Source organism: Streptomyces sp. NPDC001970 (assembly GCF_053594115.1).
Genome location: NZ_JBSFDW010000011.1, coordinates 54623 through 69104 on the forward strand (window position 1 = coordinate 54623; position 14482 = coordinate 69104).

Annotated in this window: 14 protein-coding genes and 1 pseudogene; 6 read left to right on the top strand and 9 right to left on the bottom strand. The window is 73.1% G+C overall.

The window, feature by feature from the left end; all coding sequences use genetic code 11:
* Window positions 1-89 precede the first annotated feature (89 nt).
* Entirely contained in the window at window positions 90-1928 is a 1839-nt protein-coding gene (gene pdxR / locus ACWCP0_RS15955; protein WP_451079405.1) for a MocR-like pyridoxine biosynthesis transcription factor PdxR, read from the bottom strand.
* 47 nt (window positions 1929-1975) lie between these two features.
* Between pdxR and ACWCP0_RS15960 the strand changes: the two are divergent.
* Window positions 1976-2392 (top strand): annotated as a pseudogene (locus ACWCP0_RS15960) (EamA family transporter); the annotation flags it as partial.
* A gap of 513 nt (window positions 2393-2905) precedes the next feature.
* Here the strand turns inward: ACWCP0_RS15960 and ACWCP0_RS15965 are convergent.
* Both ACWCP0_RS15965 and ACWCP0_RS15970 read right to left on the bottom strand, forming a co-directional pair.
* Window positions 2906-3736 (bottom strand): alpha/beta fold hydrolase, encoded by an 831-nt coding sequence (locus ACWCP0_RS15965; protein WP_451079406.1) that lies wholly within the window; start codon window positions 3734-3736, stop codon window positions 2906-2908.
* Between the two features lie 48 nt (window positions 3737-3784).
* Window positions 3785-4189 (bottom strand): hypothetical protein, encoded by a 405-nt coding sequence (locus ACWCP0_RS15970; protein ID WP_451079407.1) that lies wholly within the window; start codon window positions 4187-4189, stop codon window positions 3785-3787.
* Window positions 4190-4435: 246 nt separating this feature from the next.
* On the opposite strand from ACWCP0_RS15970, the gene sigJ reads away from it, so the two are divergent.
* Together sigJ and ACWCP0_RS15980 are read left to right on the top strand one after the other, a co-directional pair.
* The gene (sigJ, locus tag ACWCP0_RS15975; RefSeq protein WP_451079408.1) at window positions 4436-5317 is read left to right on the top strand and encodes an RNA polymerase sigma factor SigJ; all 882 of its coding nucleotides are present in this window, start codon (window positions 4436-4438) and stop codon (window positions 5315-5317) included.
* Between the two features lie 365 nt (window positions 5318-5682).
* Complete coding sequence (locus tag ACWCP0_RS15980) at window positions 5683-6447, top strand: GntR family transcriptional regulator (protein ID WP_451079409.1); 765 nt, start codon at window positions 5683-5685, stop codon at window positions 6445-6447.
* 142 nt (window positions 6448-6589) lie between these two features.
* Here ACWCP0_RS15980 and ACWCP0_RS15985 read toward each other — a convergent pair whose 3' ends face one another.
* Window positions 6590-7747, bottom strand: a complete 1158-nt coding sequence (locus ACWCP0_RS15985; RefSeq protein WP_451079410.1) for an ROK family transcriptional regulator — start codon at window positions 7745-7747, stop codon at window positions 6590-6592.
* Between the two features lie 173 nt (window positions 7748-7920).
* Here ACWCP0_RS15985 and ACWCP0_RS15990 point away from each other — a divergent pair, with 173 nt between their 5' ends.
* Entirely contained in the window at window positions 7921-8358 is a 438-nt protein-coding gene (locus ACWCP0_RS15990; protein WP_451079411.1) for a hypothetical protein, read from the top strand.
* Window positions 8359-8432: 74 nt separating this feature from the next.
* On the opposite strand, the gene mug is transcribed toward ACWCP0_RS15990, so the two are convergent.
* The 3 genes from mug to ACWCP0_RS16005 all read right to left on the bottom strand — a co-directional run bounded on the left by mug (window position 8433) and on the right by ACWCP0_RS16005 (window position 11389).
* On the bottom strand, window positions 8433-8999 hold the full coding sequence (gene mug, locus ACWCP0_RS15995) for a G/U mismatch-specific DNA glycosylase (RefSeq protein ID WP_451079412.1): 567 nt from the start codon (window positions 8997-8999) through the stop codon (window positions 8433-8435).
* A gap of 14 nt (window positions 9000-9013) precedes the next feature.
* The gene (gene purB / locus ACWCP0_RS16000) at window positions 9014-10447 is read right to left on the bottom strand and encodes an adenylosuccinate lyase (RefSeq protein ID WP_451079413.1); all 1434 of its coding nucleotides are present in this window, start codon (window positions 10445-10447) and stop codon (window positions 9014-9016) included.
* 90 nt (window positions 10448-10537) lie between these two features.
* A complete protein-coding gene (locus ACWCP0_RS16005) occupies window positions 10538-11389 on the bottom strand; it encodes an SGNH/GDSL hydrolase family protein (RefSeq protein ID WP_451079414.1) in 852 nt (283 codons plus the stop codon).
* A 78-nt stretch (window positions 11390-11467) separates the two neighbouring features.
* Here ACWCP0_RS16005 and ACWCP0_RS16010 point away from each other — a divergent pair, with 78 nt between their 5' ends.
* Window positions 11468-11740 carry a hypothetical protein gene (locus ACWCP0_RS16010; RefSeq protein ID WP_451079415.1) on the top strand — a complete coding sequence of 91 codons (273 nt, stop codon included), beginning with the start codon at window positions 11468-11470 and terminating at the stop codon, window positions 11738-11740.
* A gap of 57 nt (window positions 11741-11797) precedes the next feature.
* A complete protein-coding gene (locus ACWCP0_RS16015) occupies window positions 11798-12091 on the top strand; it encodes a holin (protein WP_451079416.1) in 294 nt (97 codons plus the stop codon).
* On the opposite strand, the gene ACWCP0_RS16020 is transcribed toward ACWCP0_RS16015, so the two are convergent.
* Both ACWCP0_RS16020 and ACWCP0_RS16025 read right to left on the bottom strand, forming a co-directional pair.
* Window positions 12084-13109, bottom strand: a complete 1026-nt coding sequence (locus tag ACWCP0_RS16020) for a hemolysin family protein (protein WP_451079417.1) — start codon at window positions 13107-13109, stop codon at window positions 12084-12086. The two genes, ACWCP0_RS16015 and ACWCP0_RS16020, sit on opposite strands and share 8 nt — an antisense overlap.
* Window positions 13106-14473, bottom strand: coding sequence for a hemolysin family protein (locus ACWCP0_RS16025; RefSeq protein ID WP_451079418.1), 1368 nt, complete (start codon window positions 14471-14473; stop codon window positions 13106-13108). Before ACWCP0_RS16025 ends, ACWCP0_RS16020 begins: the two co-directional genes overlap by 4 nt.
* Window positions 14474-14482: the final 9 nt, after the last annotated feature.

The window sequence follows — 14482 nt, forward strand, 5'->3', positions numbered from 1 at the left end:
GCGCAGGGAGACGGGACCTGGCTGAGAGCATGTCCTGTCGCCGAATCCGTACGGGTACGAACGGGGGCCACCGTCAAGGCCCCTGACGGCTACTGCGTCCTCCGGTGCGGCCGTGGCCGGTCCAACTGCCCCGCGTCCTGGACCGCTTCCGCCAGCAACCGCACCCCGCGCCTGAGCTCCGCCGGAGTCAGATGCGCATAGCCGAGGACCAGCCGCACGCCTCGGTCCCCGGGGCGCGCCGTTCCGTAGGCGGTGAGCGGCGGCACGGCGACGCCGGCGTGTGCCGCGCGTTCCAGGAAGCGTGGCTCGGGGCCGTAGCGCTCCGGCAGCCGAGCGATGATGTGCAGACCGGCGGCGATTCCGCTGACCTCCGCACCGGGGAAGTGCGCTTCGAGCGCCGCGACCAGAACGTCGCGCCGCTCGCGGTAGGCGCGCCCGCACCGGCGCAGCTGACGGTCGTAGCCGCCGCGGGTCACGAAGTCGGCCAGCACGGCCTGGTCGAGCGCGGGGTTGCCGAGGTCCGTCGTCCGTTTGCGGGCCACGATCTCCTCGGTGAGTGCCTCGGGCGCGACGAGCCAGCCGAGGCGCAGGCCGGGTGCCAGTGACTTGCTCACCGAGCCCGTGTAGACGACACGCTCGGGGTCGAGGCCCTGGAGCGCGCCGACAGGTGCACGGTCGTAGCGGAAGTCGCCGTCGTAGTCGTCCTCCACGAGGTACCCGTCCACCGAGCGGGCCCAGTCGAGCAGTTGGGACCGGCGGGCGGCGGAACAGGCGATACCGGTCGGGAACTGGTGTGCCGGAGTCGTCACGGCCAGCCGTACGCCGGACGCCTCCAGCGGGGCCGTCGCCGGGCCTTCGCCGTCGAGCGGCAGGGGCACCGTGGTGAGCCCGGCCGCATCGAACAGCTCGCCGTGCTCCGGACTGCCCGGATCCTCCACGCCGACGGTCCGGTGCCCGCGCCGGTTCAGGACGTGCGCGAGGAGTGCGAGGGCCTGCGCCACGCCCGAGCACACCACCAGCCGCTCGGGATCGGCGACCACACCTCTTCGCCGGGCGAGCAGGCCGGCCAGGGCCGTGCGCAGTTGCGGCAGCCCGCGCGGGTCGGGGTAGCCGAGCGCCTGGTGCGGCAGCCGGCTCAGCACGGACCGGTGCGCGGCGGCCCACGCCGCCCGGGGGAAGAGGGCGAGGTCCGGCGTGCCGGGGCGGAAGTCCACGGCGGCGCCGGCGGCGCGCGGAGCCCGATTGCGCGCCGGTGGCGGTACGGCCGCCCGGACCGCCTCGCTCACCCATGTCCCCGCGCCCCGCCCGCTGTGCAGATAGCCCTCGGCGGTGAGCTGCTCGTACGCCTCGGTGACGAGCCCGCGCGAGACGCCGAGGTCGGCGGCCAGCTCACGGCTCGACGGCAGCCGCGTGCCGGCCATGAGCCGCCCTGACCTGACGGCTTCGCGCAGCGCGGACTGCAGGGCTCGTCCGCGTCCCCGGGCCGGGGCGGATGCGGCGGGCAGCAGCAGCTCCCACGCTGCGGTCCACGGCCGCCCGTCCCCGTCCCGGTCTCCGGTCCCGTCCTGGTCCCCGGACCCGTTGCCGCGTTCGGTCCTGTCCGCGTCCCCGTCCCCGCCTCCGGTCCCGTCCCGGTCTCCGGTCCCGTTCCCGCGTTCGGTCCGGTCCGCGTCCCCGCCTCTGGTCCCGTCCTGGTCCCCGGACCCGTTCCCGCGTTCGGTCCGGTCCCCGTCCCCGCCTCTGGTCCCGTCCTGGTCCCCGGACCCGTTCCCGCGTTCGGTCCGGTCCCCGTCCCCGCCTCTGGTCCCGTCCCGGTCTCCGGTCCCGTCCCCGTCCCCGTTTCCGGCCCCGCCTCCCGTGCCCTCCCCGTCCGTGTGCCTGCCCCGGGCCTTCGCCCCAGGATCCGGATTGGTCCCCGATGCCGTCATGGAAGTGGACCTTAATCCGGACCACCCCGCTCCCTAGCGTCGACGGCATGAACGCGATCTCTGCCCGGCCGACCGCACGAGGAGCGCTCCTCGCCGCCTTCGCCTGCGTCCTCGTCGGCGCCTCCTTCACCGCCAACAGCGTGCTCGTCGACTACCCCCGTGCCGGCGGCCAGGCCCTTCGCTACGGTCTCGCCTGCCTGCTTCTCCTGCCCCTTCTCGGCCGGGGCGGCGCCGCGCCGCTGCGGACCCTCGCACACCGCCAGTGGGGACGGCTCGCCCTGCTCGCCGCCGTCGGCATGGTCGGCTTCAACCTCGCGATCCTCGCCACCGAGCGCACGTCTGAGCCCGCCGTCCCGGGAGTCCTCGTCGGCTGCGCACCCCTCGTGGTCGCGGGCCTCGTACCGCTGCTCGACGGCCGACGGCCCACCCGGCCGGTGGTGCTCGGCGCTCTGCTCGTGGCGGCGGGCGCCTTCGCCGTCCAGGGGTGGGGAAGGACGGACCCCGCCGGAGTCGCCTGGTCGGCGGGAGCCCTCGCGGGGGAGGTGGGCTTCGCCGTCCTGGCCGTGCCCGTCCTCCGGCCGCTCGGCCCCAGGCTGCTCGCCGCCGCGGTCTGCGGGATCGCTGCCGTCGAATCAGCCCTCATCGGGCTGGTGCTCGACGGTGCCGGCGTGGTGCGGATGCCGTCGGCCGCCGAGTCCCTGGCCCTGGTGTGGCAGGCGGCGATCGTGACGGTGATCGGTTTCGTCTGCTGGTACATGGGCGTGCAGCGCATCGGTGCCGAGCGGGCCACGCTCTTCTCGGGTCTGATCCCGGTCTCGGCAGCCCTCACCGCCCCGCTCGTCGGCACCGGTACGTACGGTCCGGCACAGGCGGCGGGCAGCGCCCTCGTCGGGGCCGGAGTCGCCCTGGGATCGGGCGTGTGGGCCCGGGGCACGTCGGGGGCCGCCGGCCGAGATCCGGCCGCCGACGGCCGGAGGTCAGCGGCTGCCGTCGAGGACGACCCGGGCGACCAGCGCGGGGTCGTCGTTCATCGGCACATGGCCGCAGCCGGGCAGCCGCACGAGCCGGGCGCCGGGGATCGCGTGCTTGGCGCGGATGCCCTGGCGGCGCAGCAGCAGCCGGTCGCGGGTGCCCCAGGCCACGGTGACCGGTACGCCCGGCACATCGTCGGTGAAGAGGACCCGGCGGCCGGCGTCGAGGGTCTGGCGGAAGCCGGTCGCCTCGCGGAGCGCGAGCGTCTCGGCGATGACAGCCTCGGGTGAACGGCGCCCGGGGCGGGCGTAGATGGTGCTGGTGAGCGCCGCCCGACCGGCGGCCGTCCGCGACAGCCGGCCGATGACCGCCGGGGGGAGCATCCGGGCGCCCTGTCGCATCGCGAGCAGCGTGCCGAAGGCGTAACGGCGTTCGCTCTCCGTCCAGAAGCCGGCGGGGGAGAGGGCCGTCACGGACCGGACGAGCTTCTCGCGGCCCAGTTGCAGGGCGAGCAGGCCGCCGAGTGAGTTGCCCGCGACATGCGGGCGTTCGACCCCGAGCGCCTCGCAGAGGGCGCCGAGTACCGGCACGACCGTCGAGAGGTCGTACGACACGCCGTCGGGGAGTGCCGGGGACGCGCCGAAGCCGGGCAGGTCGACGGCGATCACGTCGCGGTCCGGTGCGAGGAGCGGAAGGATCGGCTCCCACGCCTGCCAGTGGTGCCCGATGCCGTGGAGCAGCAACAGGGGCTCGCCCGTGCCGATGCGTTCATAGGCCACGGAGACCGTGTGGCTCCCGCGGGGGGAATCGATCGTGAACGAGACCTTCGAGGCCATGCCGCTGCTCCCTGTGCTCCCTGATGGTGCCCTTTTGCAGACGTGCTGTCAGCAACAATTACCGCTCAGTAGGTTCCAGTTCAAGGGGTACCCGCCGGAACGCTCCGGCACGCGGCCCGATGGCGGCCGATGAGCGGCCCTGCGCGCCCCGAAGTTGAACTCCGCGTCCCCGAACCTCCGGAGAAGTGTGCGCCACTGGGGCATCGTCATCTCCGCCGCGCGGGCCGACCCGACCCCGCCGATGTCGATCACCCGGTCGGCCGGCCACCCGAACTCGCCCAGCAGCACCGCCGCCTGCTCCTTCGCGTCCTCGTCGTCCCCGGACACGAAGATCTGATGCGCGGCCGGCACCTTCGCGGGGTTCCCGCCCGCCGCCGGGATCCCTGCCTCGCCGAACGCCGCGGCCTCGGCGAACGGCCGTTGCTCGCGGCCGGGCCGGCGGCCTCCGCCCACACCACGGCCGGGGGATCGGGCGCAGAGCCGACGCGCACCTCGTGCCCCAGCCTCACCAGCTCGCTCGCAAGGGTGCACCCGACCTCGCCGGTGCCCAGTGATCCGTACCGCATCGGGACCTCCCAGGTCCTGACGCCGACCACCGGCCGCCGCCTGGACATGGTGTGCACGGGCCGCACCCCGATGTGCCGAGCGACCCACGTCGATCGCCTGGACAGGAGGGAACCTGTCGGCTGGGATGGAACCGTGGCGACCGACACCGTGACCGACGTCTTCGAGGCCCACCGCTCCGTGCTGACGGGAGTGGCCTACCGCATGCTCGGCAGGTTCGCCGACGCCGAGGACGTGGTCCAGGAGGCCTGGCTGCGCTGGTCCGCGGAGGAGCGGGACGACGTCCGGGAGCCCCGCGGCTATCTCGTACGGATCACCACCCGGCTCGCCATCGACCGGCTGCGACAGGCGCAGTCGCGCCGTGAGGCGTACGTCGGACCCTGGCTGCCCGAGCCCGTCGCCACCGACTTCGACCACACCGCCCCCGACACCGCCGAGCGCGCCGTGCTCATGGAGTCCGTGTCGTTCGCCGTCCTGGTCGTCCTCGAATCCCTCTCGCCGCTGGAGCGCGCGGTGTTCGTGCTGCGGGAGGCCTTCGGATTCCCGTACGGCGAGATCGCGACGACCCTGGACCGCAGCGAGGCGGCGGTGCGGCAGCTCGCCGGGCGGGCCCGGCGCCATGTCGAGGAGCGCAAGCCGCGATACGACGTCGATCCGGCCGAACGCCGGGCCCTGACCGAGCGGTTCCTCGCCGCGGCGGCCGGCGGCGACCTCGATGCGCTCCTGAACCTCCTCGCCCCCGACGTCCGGCTGGTCAGCGACAGCGGAGGCAAGTCGAAGGCGCCCCTGCGGGTCATCGAGACCGCGGACAAGGTGGGCCGTTTCCTGCACGCCGTGGCCAAGGAGCCCCTGCCCGACTCCGAGTTCCGGCTCACGGAGCTCAACGGAGCGCCCGGCCTGCTGGTGCTCGCGGGTGGACACCTGGACACCGCCCTCCAGATCGAGGTCAGGGACGGCCTCATCCAGTGCATCTACCTCGTACGGAATCCGGACAAGCTCGGCGGCCTGGTGCCGTAGGGTCCGGCGCCCCGGTCCGGTCCTGTCCGGCGCCCCGGTCCGGTCCTGTCCGGCCCCATCCGTTCCGGCCCGGACCGGCCCGATCGGGGCCGGTGCGGCCTGATCCTGAAGACGGATCCCAGCGACGCCGTTCCGCCGCCCCGCGTGGTCCCGCATCCCGACCGGATGCGGGGCCGTTGCTTTTTCGCCGGAGCACGAACCTTCCGTGAACGCTCTGTGGCAGACGGTGATTCCATGTCCCCGCGCATCAGGATTGGTCTTGACCAAGTCTGTGCGCCGTCCTATGGTCGCAGAGTTAGTGCAGGAACCTTTAATAAACAAGGGCACGGAAAGCCGCCGGGGCCACGGTGATTGCGGAGGACAGGGTGGGGACCACGCAGCTCGAATCGGTGCCGGAGCCGAAGTACTGGCACCTGAAGACCGTGATCGGCGAGGCGCTGGACTCCGACTTCTCGGTCGGTGAGATCCTGCCCAACGAGCGTGAGCTGGCCGCCCGTTTCGGCGTCGCCCGCGCCACTCTCCGCCAGGCGCTCGAACAGCTCGAGCTGGAGGGCCGGTTGCAGCGTCGCCGCGGTGTCGGCACCACCGTCGCCCCGCCCCGCATGGGCGTCGACGTCTCCACCTCCCCGCAGGGCTGGCCCGGTGGCCCCGAGGACTCCTGGCAGCCGCTCGACTGCAGGGTCGCCCTGCCGCCGCCCGCCGTGGCCCGCGTGCTCGACACGGACGGCGACGAGGAAGTCCACACCGTGCGCCGGATGCTGGTCACCCACGGCCAGCCGGTCGCGGCCGAGCTGCTCTACATCCCGTCCGGTTCCGTGCCGGATCTCTCCGCCATCGGCGCTCCGTCCGGCGCGGCGCGTGCCCGCGGGGTCCTGCGCGAGCTGCAGCGGCTGGCCCTCGACGGCCAGGACCGTGCCGTGGAGCTCGGATCGGCCCGCGCGGACGACGCCAAGGAGCTGGACCGGCTGCCGGGCGCGCCCGTTCTCGTCGTCACCACGCGCTACTTCAGCGAGGGCCGCACCGCCGTCGTGTCCGTCGCGACGTACCGGGCGGACACCTGCCGGCTCACCTTCGGCGACTCGGGCGACCTGGAGATCCGGCACGAGGGACACCAGCGCCGCGCCTCCTGAGCCTTCCGCGCTCCGGCCTCCTGAGCCTTCCGCGCTCCGGCCTCCCGGGTGCGCTGGAAGCCTGCCGGGTGCCCTGTTCGGCCCGTCGCACCGAGCGGCGGGCCGTACGCGTTCCTTCGAGCCCGTCCTCGTGCCCGCGGGCTCAGTGCCGAGCCGTCACCGATCCCTCGACGGCGAACAACTGCTCCTCCACATGGTCCAGCGCCAGCCGCAGCGCCCCCGTCGCCACAACGGCCTCACCGAGCATCGACAGCGCCACGCGGGGCGGCCGGAGGCAGTAGCGGGACAGTTCACCCCGCAGCGGGTCGAGTACGCCGTCCAGACCGGCAGCCCAGCCGCCGACGACGACGAGCTCCGGGTCCAGCGCCAGGACGAGCGCCGCCACATCGTGCACCAGCCGCTGGATGAACCGGTCCACGGCAGCCCGCGCCCGCTGGTCTCCCTGCCGGGCAAGCGCGAACACCGCGGCAACGGCCTGCTCGTCCAGTGGATGCAATGGTTCACCGGTCGTCGACAGCAGCGTCTCGGGCGTGACCTCCCGGCCCAGCAGATGCAGCGCGCCGATCTCCCCGGCCGCGCCGCCGTAGCCACGGTGCAGCCGCCCGCCGATCAGCGAGCCCGCGCCCGGGCTCAACCCCGCCAGCACGAAGACGATGTCGTCCGAGTCCGTCGCGGCACCCTTCCAGTGCTCGGCGACGGCCGCGGCGTTGGCGTCGTTCTCCACCAGCACGGGGCAGCGGAACGACCGCCTCAGCCGCTCACCGAGCGCGAGCCCCGTCCAGCCGGGCAGAGCCGTGCACAGCCGCACCGTCCCGTCGGCCTCGACGATCCCCGGCGTACCGACCCCGACCGCGCGCAGCGAACTCCGGGCGACACCGGACCGGCGCAGGACATCGGCGACGACGGCACGCACCCGCTCGAGCCGCTCCTCGACCGACGCGGTCTCCGACACCTCCCGCGACCCGGCGCCCGTGATCCGCCCGTCGAGCCCCGACAGCAGCGCGGCAACCCTGTGCGGGCCGATCTCCACTCCCAGCAGATGCCCGGCCTCCGCGCGGAAGCGGAACCGCCGCGCCGGACGACCCTGCCGGCGGGCCTCGCTCTCGTCGGGTGCGGCCTCCAGGACCAGACCGGCCTCGATCAGCCCTTCGACCACACCCTCGACGGTCGGCCGGGACAGCCCGGTGATCCGGGTGAGGTCGGTGAGCGTGGTCGAGTCGGCGCCCCGCAGTGCATGGAGTACCACCGCGGAGTTGATCCGCCGCAGCAGCGACGGGTCCCCGCCGGTCAGCCGACCCACCGTGTGTCCTTCCAGCTCGTGCGCGTGTCTGCGGATCGTACTCAATGGCGGTGGGGCACGGCGAGCGTCCGCAGAAGAGGTGCGTACCGCACGGCCGGGAAACGCCCTGCCGGGCTCCCGGCTGTCCACCTGACGGTCCGCCACATGTCAGTGAGGGCAGGTTTACTGGCCTCATGACCCTCGCACGGCATCTGGCGACCATCGATCTGCTGCGCGCCCGTCCCTTTCCGGCGGAGCCCGGCAGATCGGACGTGGGCCCCAGCGGTCCCGGTTTTCACATGGCCGAGCTGAGTACGAGCGAGGACTTCTGGGAGGACGGATCGCGGCGGGAGCTCGTCGAGGAGCAGTACGAGGCGGAGCGCGAGGCCCTCGCGCTGTTGCTGAGCGAGCGGTGGGGCGAGGCGCAGGTCTTCAGTCTGGCCTCGGTGTTCGCCGGATCCTTCGACGGCGGCGAGGAGATACCGGAGCCCTGGGGGACGCTCAGCAACTCGGTGCCCGATGTGCACCTGTGGCGCGTGGACGGCCGGTGGGTGGTGCTGGGCCTCTCGCAGTGGGACACGGAGCTGCCGTTCCAGCTGCTGGCCGTCGTGACGGACACGGACCCGCCGTAGGAACGGCCGGGCCGCCTGCGGATCGGCAGGCTGCTCGTGGATGGGCAGCCCCCTCGTGAAATGGCCGGGCCGCCTCAGGCGCGGCCGGTTCCTCCCGGGGCGGCCGCGGCCTCTCGCAGCCGGGCGAACTCCTCCGCCATGGTCTGCGCCGTCCAGTGGGCGTTGAGACCGCTGGGGTTGGGCAGCGCCCAGATCCGGGTGTCGCCGATCATCTGCTCCTGCGGGCCGACGCGCGCCGTGCGGTCTCCGAAGGCCGTGCGGTACGCCGTGACGCCCGCGACCGCCAGCCAGCGCGGCCGCAGGCGTTCCACCTTCCCGGCGAGGATCCGGCCGCCCTCGCGGAACTCCTCGTCGCCGAGTTCGTCGGCCCGCGCGGTCGCCCGGGCCGCCACGTTGGTGATCCCGAGCCCGTACCTGAGCAGTTCGTCCTGCTCGGACGGCTTCAACTGGCGCGGGGTGAAGCCCGACAGATGCAGCACCGGCCAGAAGCGGTTCCCCGGCCGGGCGAAGTGGTGGCCCGTCGCGGCCGACATCAGACCGGGGTTGATGCCGCAGAACAGGACGGACAGACCGTCCGCGACCACGTCGGGAACGAGGCGGTCGCGGGCGGCCTCCAGCTCGGCGGGGGTGAACCGGGCCACGGGAGCGATCCCGGTCAGAGGATGGAACCCGGCGCGTACGCGGCGGCGTCCGGGTGCTGCTTGGCGATCTCCTCGATGCGGGCGACCACCGAGGCGACCTGGTCGGCCGCCGCGCCGGTGAAGGACAGCCTGTCCGCCATCAGCGCGTCGAGCTCTGCGCGGTCCAGCGGGATGCGGTCGTCGGCGGCGAGCTTGTCCAGCAGCTCGTTGCGTTCGGCGCCCTGCTCGCGCATCGCCAGGGCCGAGGCGACGGCGTTCTCCTTGATGGCCTCGTGGGCGAGCTCGCGGCCGACCCCGGCGCGCACCGCACCCATCAGGACCTTGGTCGTGGCCAGGAACGGGAGGTAGCGGTCGAGTTCGCGGGCGACGACCGCAGGGAAGGCGCCGAACTCGTCCAGCACCGTCAGGAACGTCTCCAGCAGTCCGTCGAACGCGAAGAACGCGTCGGGGAGCGCGACCCGGCGCACCACCGAACAGGACACGTCGCCCTCGTTCCACTGGTCGCCCGCCAGCTCGCCGGTCATCGAGGCGTAGCCGCGCAGGATCACCATCAGGCCGTTGACGCGCTCGCAGGAGCGGGTGTTCATCTTGTGCGGCATCGCGGACGAGCCGACCTGGCCGGGCTTGAAGCCCTCGGTGACCAGCTCGTGCCCGGCCATCAGCCGGATCGTCTTCGCCAGCGAGGACGGCGCGGCGGCGAGCTGCACCAGGGCCGTCACGACGTCGTAGTCCAGCGACCGCGGGTAGACCTGGCCGACGGACGTGAAGGCGTGGGCGAAGCCCAGGTGGCCCGCGATGCGCTGCTCCAGCTCGGCGAGCTTCGCCGCGTCCCCGCCGAGCAGGTCGAGCATGTCCTGGGCGGTGCCGACCGGGCCCTTGATGCCGCGCAGCGGGTAGCGGCCGAGCAGTTCCTCCAGCCGCGCGTAGGCGACCAGCAGTTCGTCGGCCGCCGTCGCGAAGCGCTTGCCGAGCGTCGTCGCCTGGGCGGCGACATTGTGCGAGCGGCCGGCCATGACCAGCTCCGCGTACTCCCCGGACAGCTTCCCGAGGCGCGCGAGCACCGCGACCGTGCGGTCGCGCATCAGCTCGAGCGAGAGGCGGATCTGGAGCTGCTCGACGTTCTCGGTCAGGTCGCGGGAGGTCATTCCCTTGTGCACGTGCTCATGGCCGGCGAGGGCGTTGAACTCCTCGATGCGCGCCTTCACATCGTGCCGGGTGACCTTCTCGCGCTCCGCGATGGAGACGAGGTCGACCTGGTCGAGCACGCGCTCGTAGTCGGCGACGGCGGCGTCCGGCACCTCGATCCCGAGGTCCTTCTGCGCGCGCAGGACGGCGAGCCAGAGCTGACGCTCCAGCTTCACCTTCTGCTCGGGGGACCACAGGACGGCGAGCTCCGCGGAGGCGTAGCGGCCGGCCAGGACGTTGGGGATGCGAGGCTTTGCAGTCACGTGTACGGATTCTACTGGCGGTTTGCGCAGGCCAGCGCCCCGCCCCGATTTGTGGCTTGCTACGAGTACCCGCCTCGGGGCCCGCTCACGTCACACGAGTCCGCGGTCGCGAGCCGTATCGCGGGCCTCGTCGACCGGAACGTCGAGCGGAACGTCGACCGGCACATCGACCCGGACCTCGTACGGCAGCAGGTCGGGCCGCTTCGCCGGCCGGCCGTCACCGGACGAGCGCCCGGTGAGCCGACGCCCGATCCACGGCCCCAGATACTGCCGGGCGAAGCGCACGTCCGCCGTCCGCCGGGCGGCCCACCCGGGCGGCACCACCGGCGGCAGCGGCGCCTGCCAGTCGTCCTCGGCGGCCAGACCGAGCGCCTGCCACACCGCCTCGGCGACCCGGCGGTGCCCCTCGGCGGTCAGATGCAGCCGGTCCACGTCCCACAGCCGCTGATCGCCGAGGACGGGCGCCCCGTACAGGTCCACCACCAGCGCGCCGTGCCGCGGCGCGAGCGTGTCGATGTGGTCGAACAGCTCCTCCATGCGCGGCCGGAAACGCTCCATGACCGGGCCGTTGCGGCCGGGGCTGCGCATCAGGACCAGCCGCTCGCACGACGGCGCGAGCCGCTCAACGGCCTCCTCCAGCAGCCCCCGCACCCGGCCCATGTCGCACTTGGGGCGCAAGGTGTCGTTGAGCCCGCCGACGAGGGTCACCACATCGGCCTTCATCGCGGCCGCGCGGTCCACCTGCTCGTCGACGATCTGTCCGATGAGCTTGCCGCGGACGGCGAGATTGGCGTACCGGAACCCCGGCGCGCGGGCGGCCAGCCGCGCCGCGAGGAGATCGGCCCAACCCCGGTACGAGCCGTCGGGCAGCAGGTCCGACATGCCCTCGGTGAAGGAGTCGCCGACCGCGACAAAGCTGGTGTATGTGGCATTCATCTGCATGGCGGAGCGATACTACCGCGCGGTACGGTCCCCCGGTTCCGGCCTCCGGGAGCCTGTCCCACGCGGAGGGGGAGACCTGTGAGCGATGCGCTGCTGAACGCCCTGGCGGAGGCTCTGGCGGACGTGGTGCCTGAGGGCCACCGACACCGGGCCACCTGGACGGTCGCCCTCCAGGGCCAGGGCACGAGCTGGACCGCCACCGCCCGCGGCGAGGCCGCGGCCACCGTCGAGGCGGAGAGCGGTGACCTGCTGCTGCTCGTCCACGGCCCCTACGAGCCCTCCGACGCGCGCTTCACGCACAGCGGGGACCGCCGCGTGCTCGACGCCTGGCTCTCCGCCACGGCCCGGTAACCGGCTCGTCGACGGCCTGCCGCCTGCCGGACATGGCCGAGTGGGTATGTCCCGTACATGACGAGCTTGCTGAGCGCGGCCTTCTGGGCCGCCACCGCCGAACGCGCCGTCCGCACCTTCGCCCAGTCACTCGCCGCGGTGCTCATGGCCGGCGCGACGAGCCTCTTCGACGTCGACTGGCCCGCCGCCCTCGCGACGGCGGGCCTGGCGGCGCTGCTCGCCGTCCTCACGGCTATCGGCGCGTCCGGTGTCGGCGGGCGCGGCCCCGGCATCACGGAGACCACGGACCGTACGGACCCAGGCGTCCGAGGCGCCCGGAGCGGCCGAACGAGGATGTGGCGGCTCAGCTGAGCTGACCGGGCGGCCTCACCAGCTCCCGGAGCACGTCCTCCATGGTGACCAGACCGGCGGGCTTGCCGTCCTCGTCCAGCACCGCGGCGAGATGCGTCCGGCTGCGGCGCATCGCGGTCAGCACATCGTCGAGCGGCGTCGAGGCACGCACCCGCGCGATGGGCCGCATCGCCGTGACCGGGAACGGCGCGTTGCGCGGGAACTCGTCCAGGGCGTCCTTCACATGCAGGTAGCCCAGGAGCGTGCGGGTGCTGTCCACGACGGGGAAGCGGGAGTACCCCGACTCCGCCGACAGCCGCTCCAGCTCCTCGGGCGTGACGCCCACGTGCGCGTACACCACCCGCTCCACCGGCACCACCACATCGGCCACCGGCCGGCGCCCCAGCTCCAGCGCGTCGCGCAGCCGCTCGGCCGCCCGGTCGTCCAGCAGTCCGGCTCTCCCGGAGTCCCTGACCAGCCGCGCCAGTTCGTCGTCCGAGAACGTCGCCGTCACCTCGTCCCTGGTCTCCACCCGCAACAGCTTCAGCAGCGCGTTCGCGAAGGCGTTGATCGCGAAGATCACCGGGCGCAGGGCCCGGGCCAGGGTCACCAGCGGCGGACCGAGCAGCAGCGCCGTCCGTGTGGGCTCGGCGAGCGCGATGTTCTTCGGCACCATCTCGCCCAGCAGCATGTGCAGATAGGTCGCCACCCCCAGGGCGATCACGAACGAGATCGGGTGGACCAGCCCGTGCGGCACACCGAGGACGTCGAAGACCGGCTCCAGCAGATGAGCGATGGCGGGCTCCGCGACCACACCGAGCACCAGGGTGCACAGGGTGATGCCGAGCTGCGCCGCGGCGAGCAGCGCCGAGACGTGTTCCAGGCCCCACACGACGGCACGGGCCCGCTTGTTCCCGGCCTGCGCCTCCGGCTCGATCTGGCTGCGGCGCACGGAGATCAGGGCGAACTCCGCACCGACGAAGAAGGCATTGACGACCAGCGTCAGAAAACCGATCAGGAGCTGGATCACGGTCGTCATCGCGTGGACCGCCCCTCGTCGTAGTCCCCGTAGCTGTCGGAGCCGTCGGAGTCCTGCGGCGCGAGCGGCGCGTGCATCAGCACCCGCGCCGCGCGCCGTCCGGACGCGTCGACCACGTCGAGTCGCCAGCCGGACAGCTCGATGCCGTCGCCGACGACGGGAATGCGGCCGATCTCCGTGGCGATCAGCCCGGCGAGCGTCTCGTACGGCCCCTCGGGCACCCGCAGCCCGATCGCCTCCAGCTGGTCGGCGCGGGCGGCACCGTCGGCCGACCACAGGGCCCGGCCGTCCGCGTCCTCACCGGCCCTCGCGAGGTCCGGTGTCTCGTGCGGATCGTGCTCGTCACGGACCTCGCCCACGACCTCCTCGACGATGTCCTCCAGGGTGACCACTCCGGCCGTACCGCCGTACTCGTCGATCACGACCGCCATCGTCCGCTTGCCGGAAAGCCGGTCGAGCAGCCGGTCCACGGTGAGCGTCTCGGGCACCAGCAGCGGTTCGCGCAGCAGCTCGGCCACGGGATGACGGAGCCGCCGCTCGGCCGGGACGGCCAGCACGTCCTTGATGTGCGCGATGCCGACGACGGAGTCGAGGCTGCCCCGGTAGACGGGGAAGCGCGACAGTCCGGTGGCCCGCGTGGCGTTGGCGACGTCCTCCGCGGTCGCCAGGATGTCGAGGGCGGTGACCTGGACACGAGGCGTCATCACGTTCTCCGCCGTGAGCTGGGCCAGACAGAGCGTCCGGACGAACAGCTCGGCGGTGTCCGCCTCCAGCGCGCCCTCCTTGGCGGAGTGCCGGGCCAGCGCGACGAGCTCCTGGGGCGTGCGCGCGGACGCCAGCTCCTCGGTCGGCTCGAGCCCGAGCCGGCGCAGGATGCGGTTGGCCGTGTTGTTCAGATGGCCGATGAGGGGGCGGAAGGCCGCAGAGAAGAACCGCTGCGGCGTCGCGACGGCCTTCGCGACCGTCAGCGGCGACGAGATCGCCCAGTTCTTGGGCACGAGCTCGCCGACGACCATCAGCACGATCGTCGAAAGGCCCGTCCCGATGGCGAGCGCCAGGGACGACGAGACGTTCGGGGACACACCGAGCGCCTCGAGCGGACCGCTGATCAGCTTGGCGATGGACGGCTCGGCGAGCATGCCGACGACCAGATTGGTGACCGTGATGCCGAGCTGCGCGCCGGAGAGCTGGAAGGTGAGCCCGCGCACGGCCTTCAGGGCGCTCGCGGCCCCGCGCTCGCCCCGTTCCACGGCCCGCTCCAGGTCGGCGCGCTCGACGGTCGTGAGCGAGAACTCCGCCGCGACGAATGCCCCGCAGGCGAAGCAGAGCAGCACCGCCACCATGAGCAGGAGGACCTCGGTCATCGGTTCACC

What these genes read in the sequence shown, in the direction of transcription:
- ACWCP0_RS16025 (WP_451079418.1), bottom strand. Translation starts at nt 14,473, where the DNA reads ATGACCGAGGTCCTCCTGCTCATGGTGGCGGTGCTGCTCTGCTTCGCC.
- ACWCP0_RS16005 (WP_451079414.1), bottom strand. Translation starts at nt 11,389, where the DNA reads ATGCAGATGAATGCCACATACACCAGCTTTGTCGCGGTCGGCGACTCC.
- ACWCP0_RS16020 (WP_451079417.1), bottom strand. Translation starts at nt 13,109, where the DNA reads ATGACGACCGTGATCCAGCTCCTGATCGGTTTTCTGACGCTGGTCGTC.
- pdxR (WP_451079405.1), bottom strand. Translation starts at nt 1,928, where the DNA reads ATGACGGCATCGGGGACCAATCCGGATCCTGGGGCGAAGGCCCGGGGC.
- ACWCP0_RS15965 (WP_451079406.1), bottom strand. Translation starts at nt 3,736, where the DNA reads ATGGCCTCGAAGGTCTCGTTCACGATCGATTCCCCCCGCGGGAGCCAC.
- ACWCP0_RS15990 (WP_451079411.1), top strand. Translation starts at nt 7,921, where the DNA reads ATGACCCTCGCACGGCATCTGGCGACCATCGATCTGCTGCGCGCCCGT.
- ACWCP0_RS16015 (WP_451079416.1), top strand. Translation starts at nt 11,798, where the DNA reads ATGACGAGCTTGCTGAGCGCGGCCTTCTGGGCCGCCACCGCCGAACGC.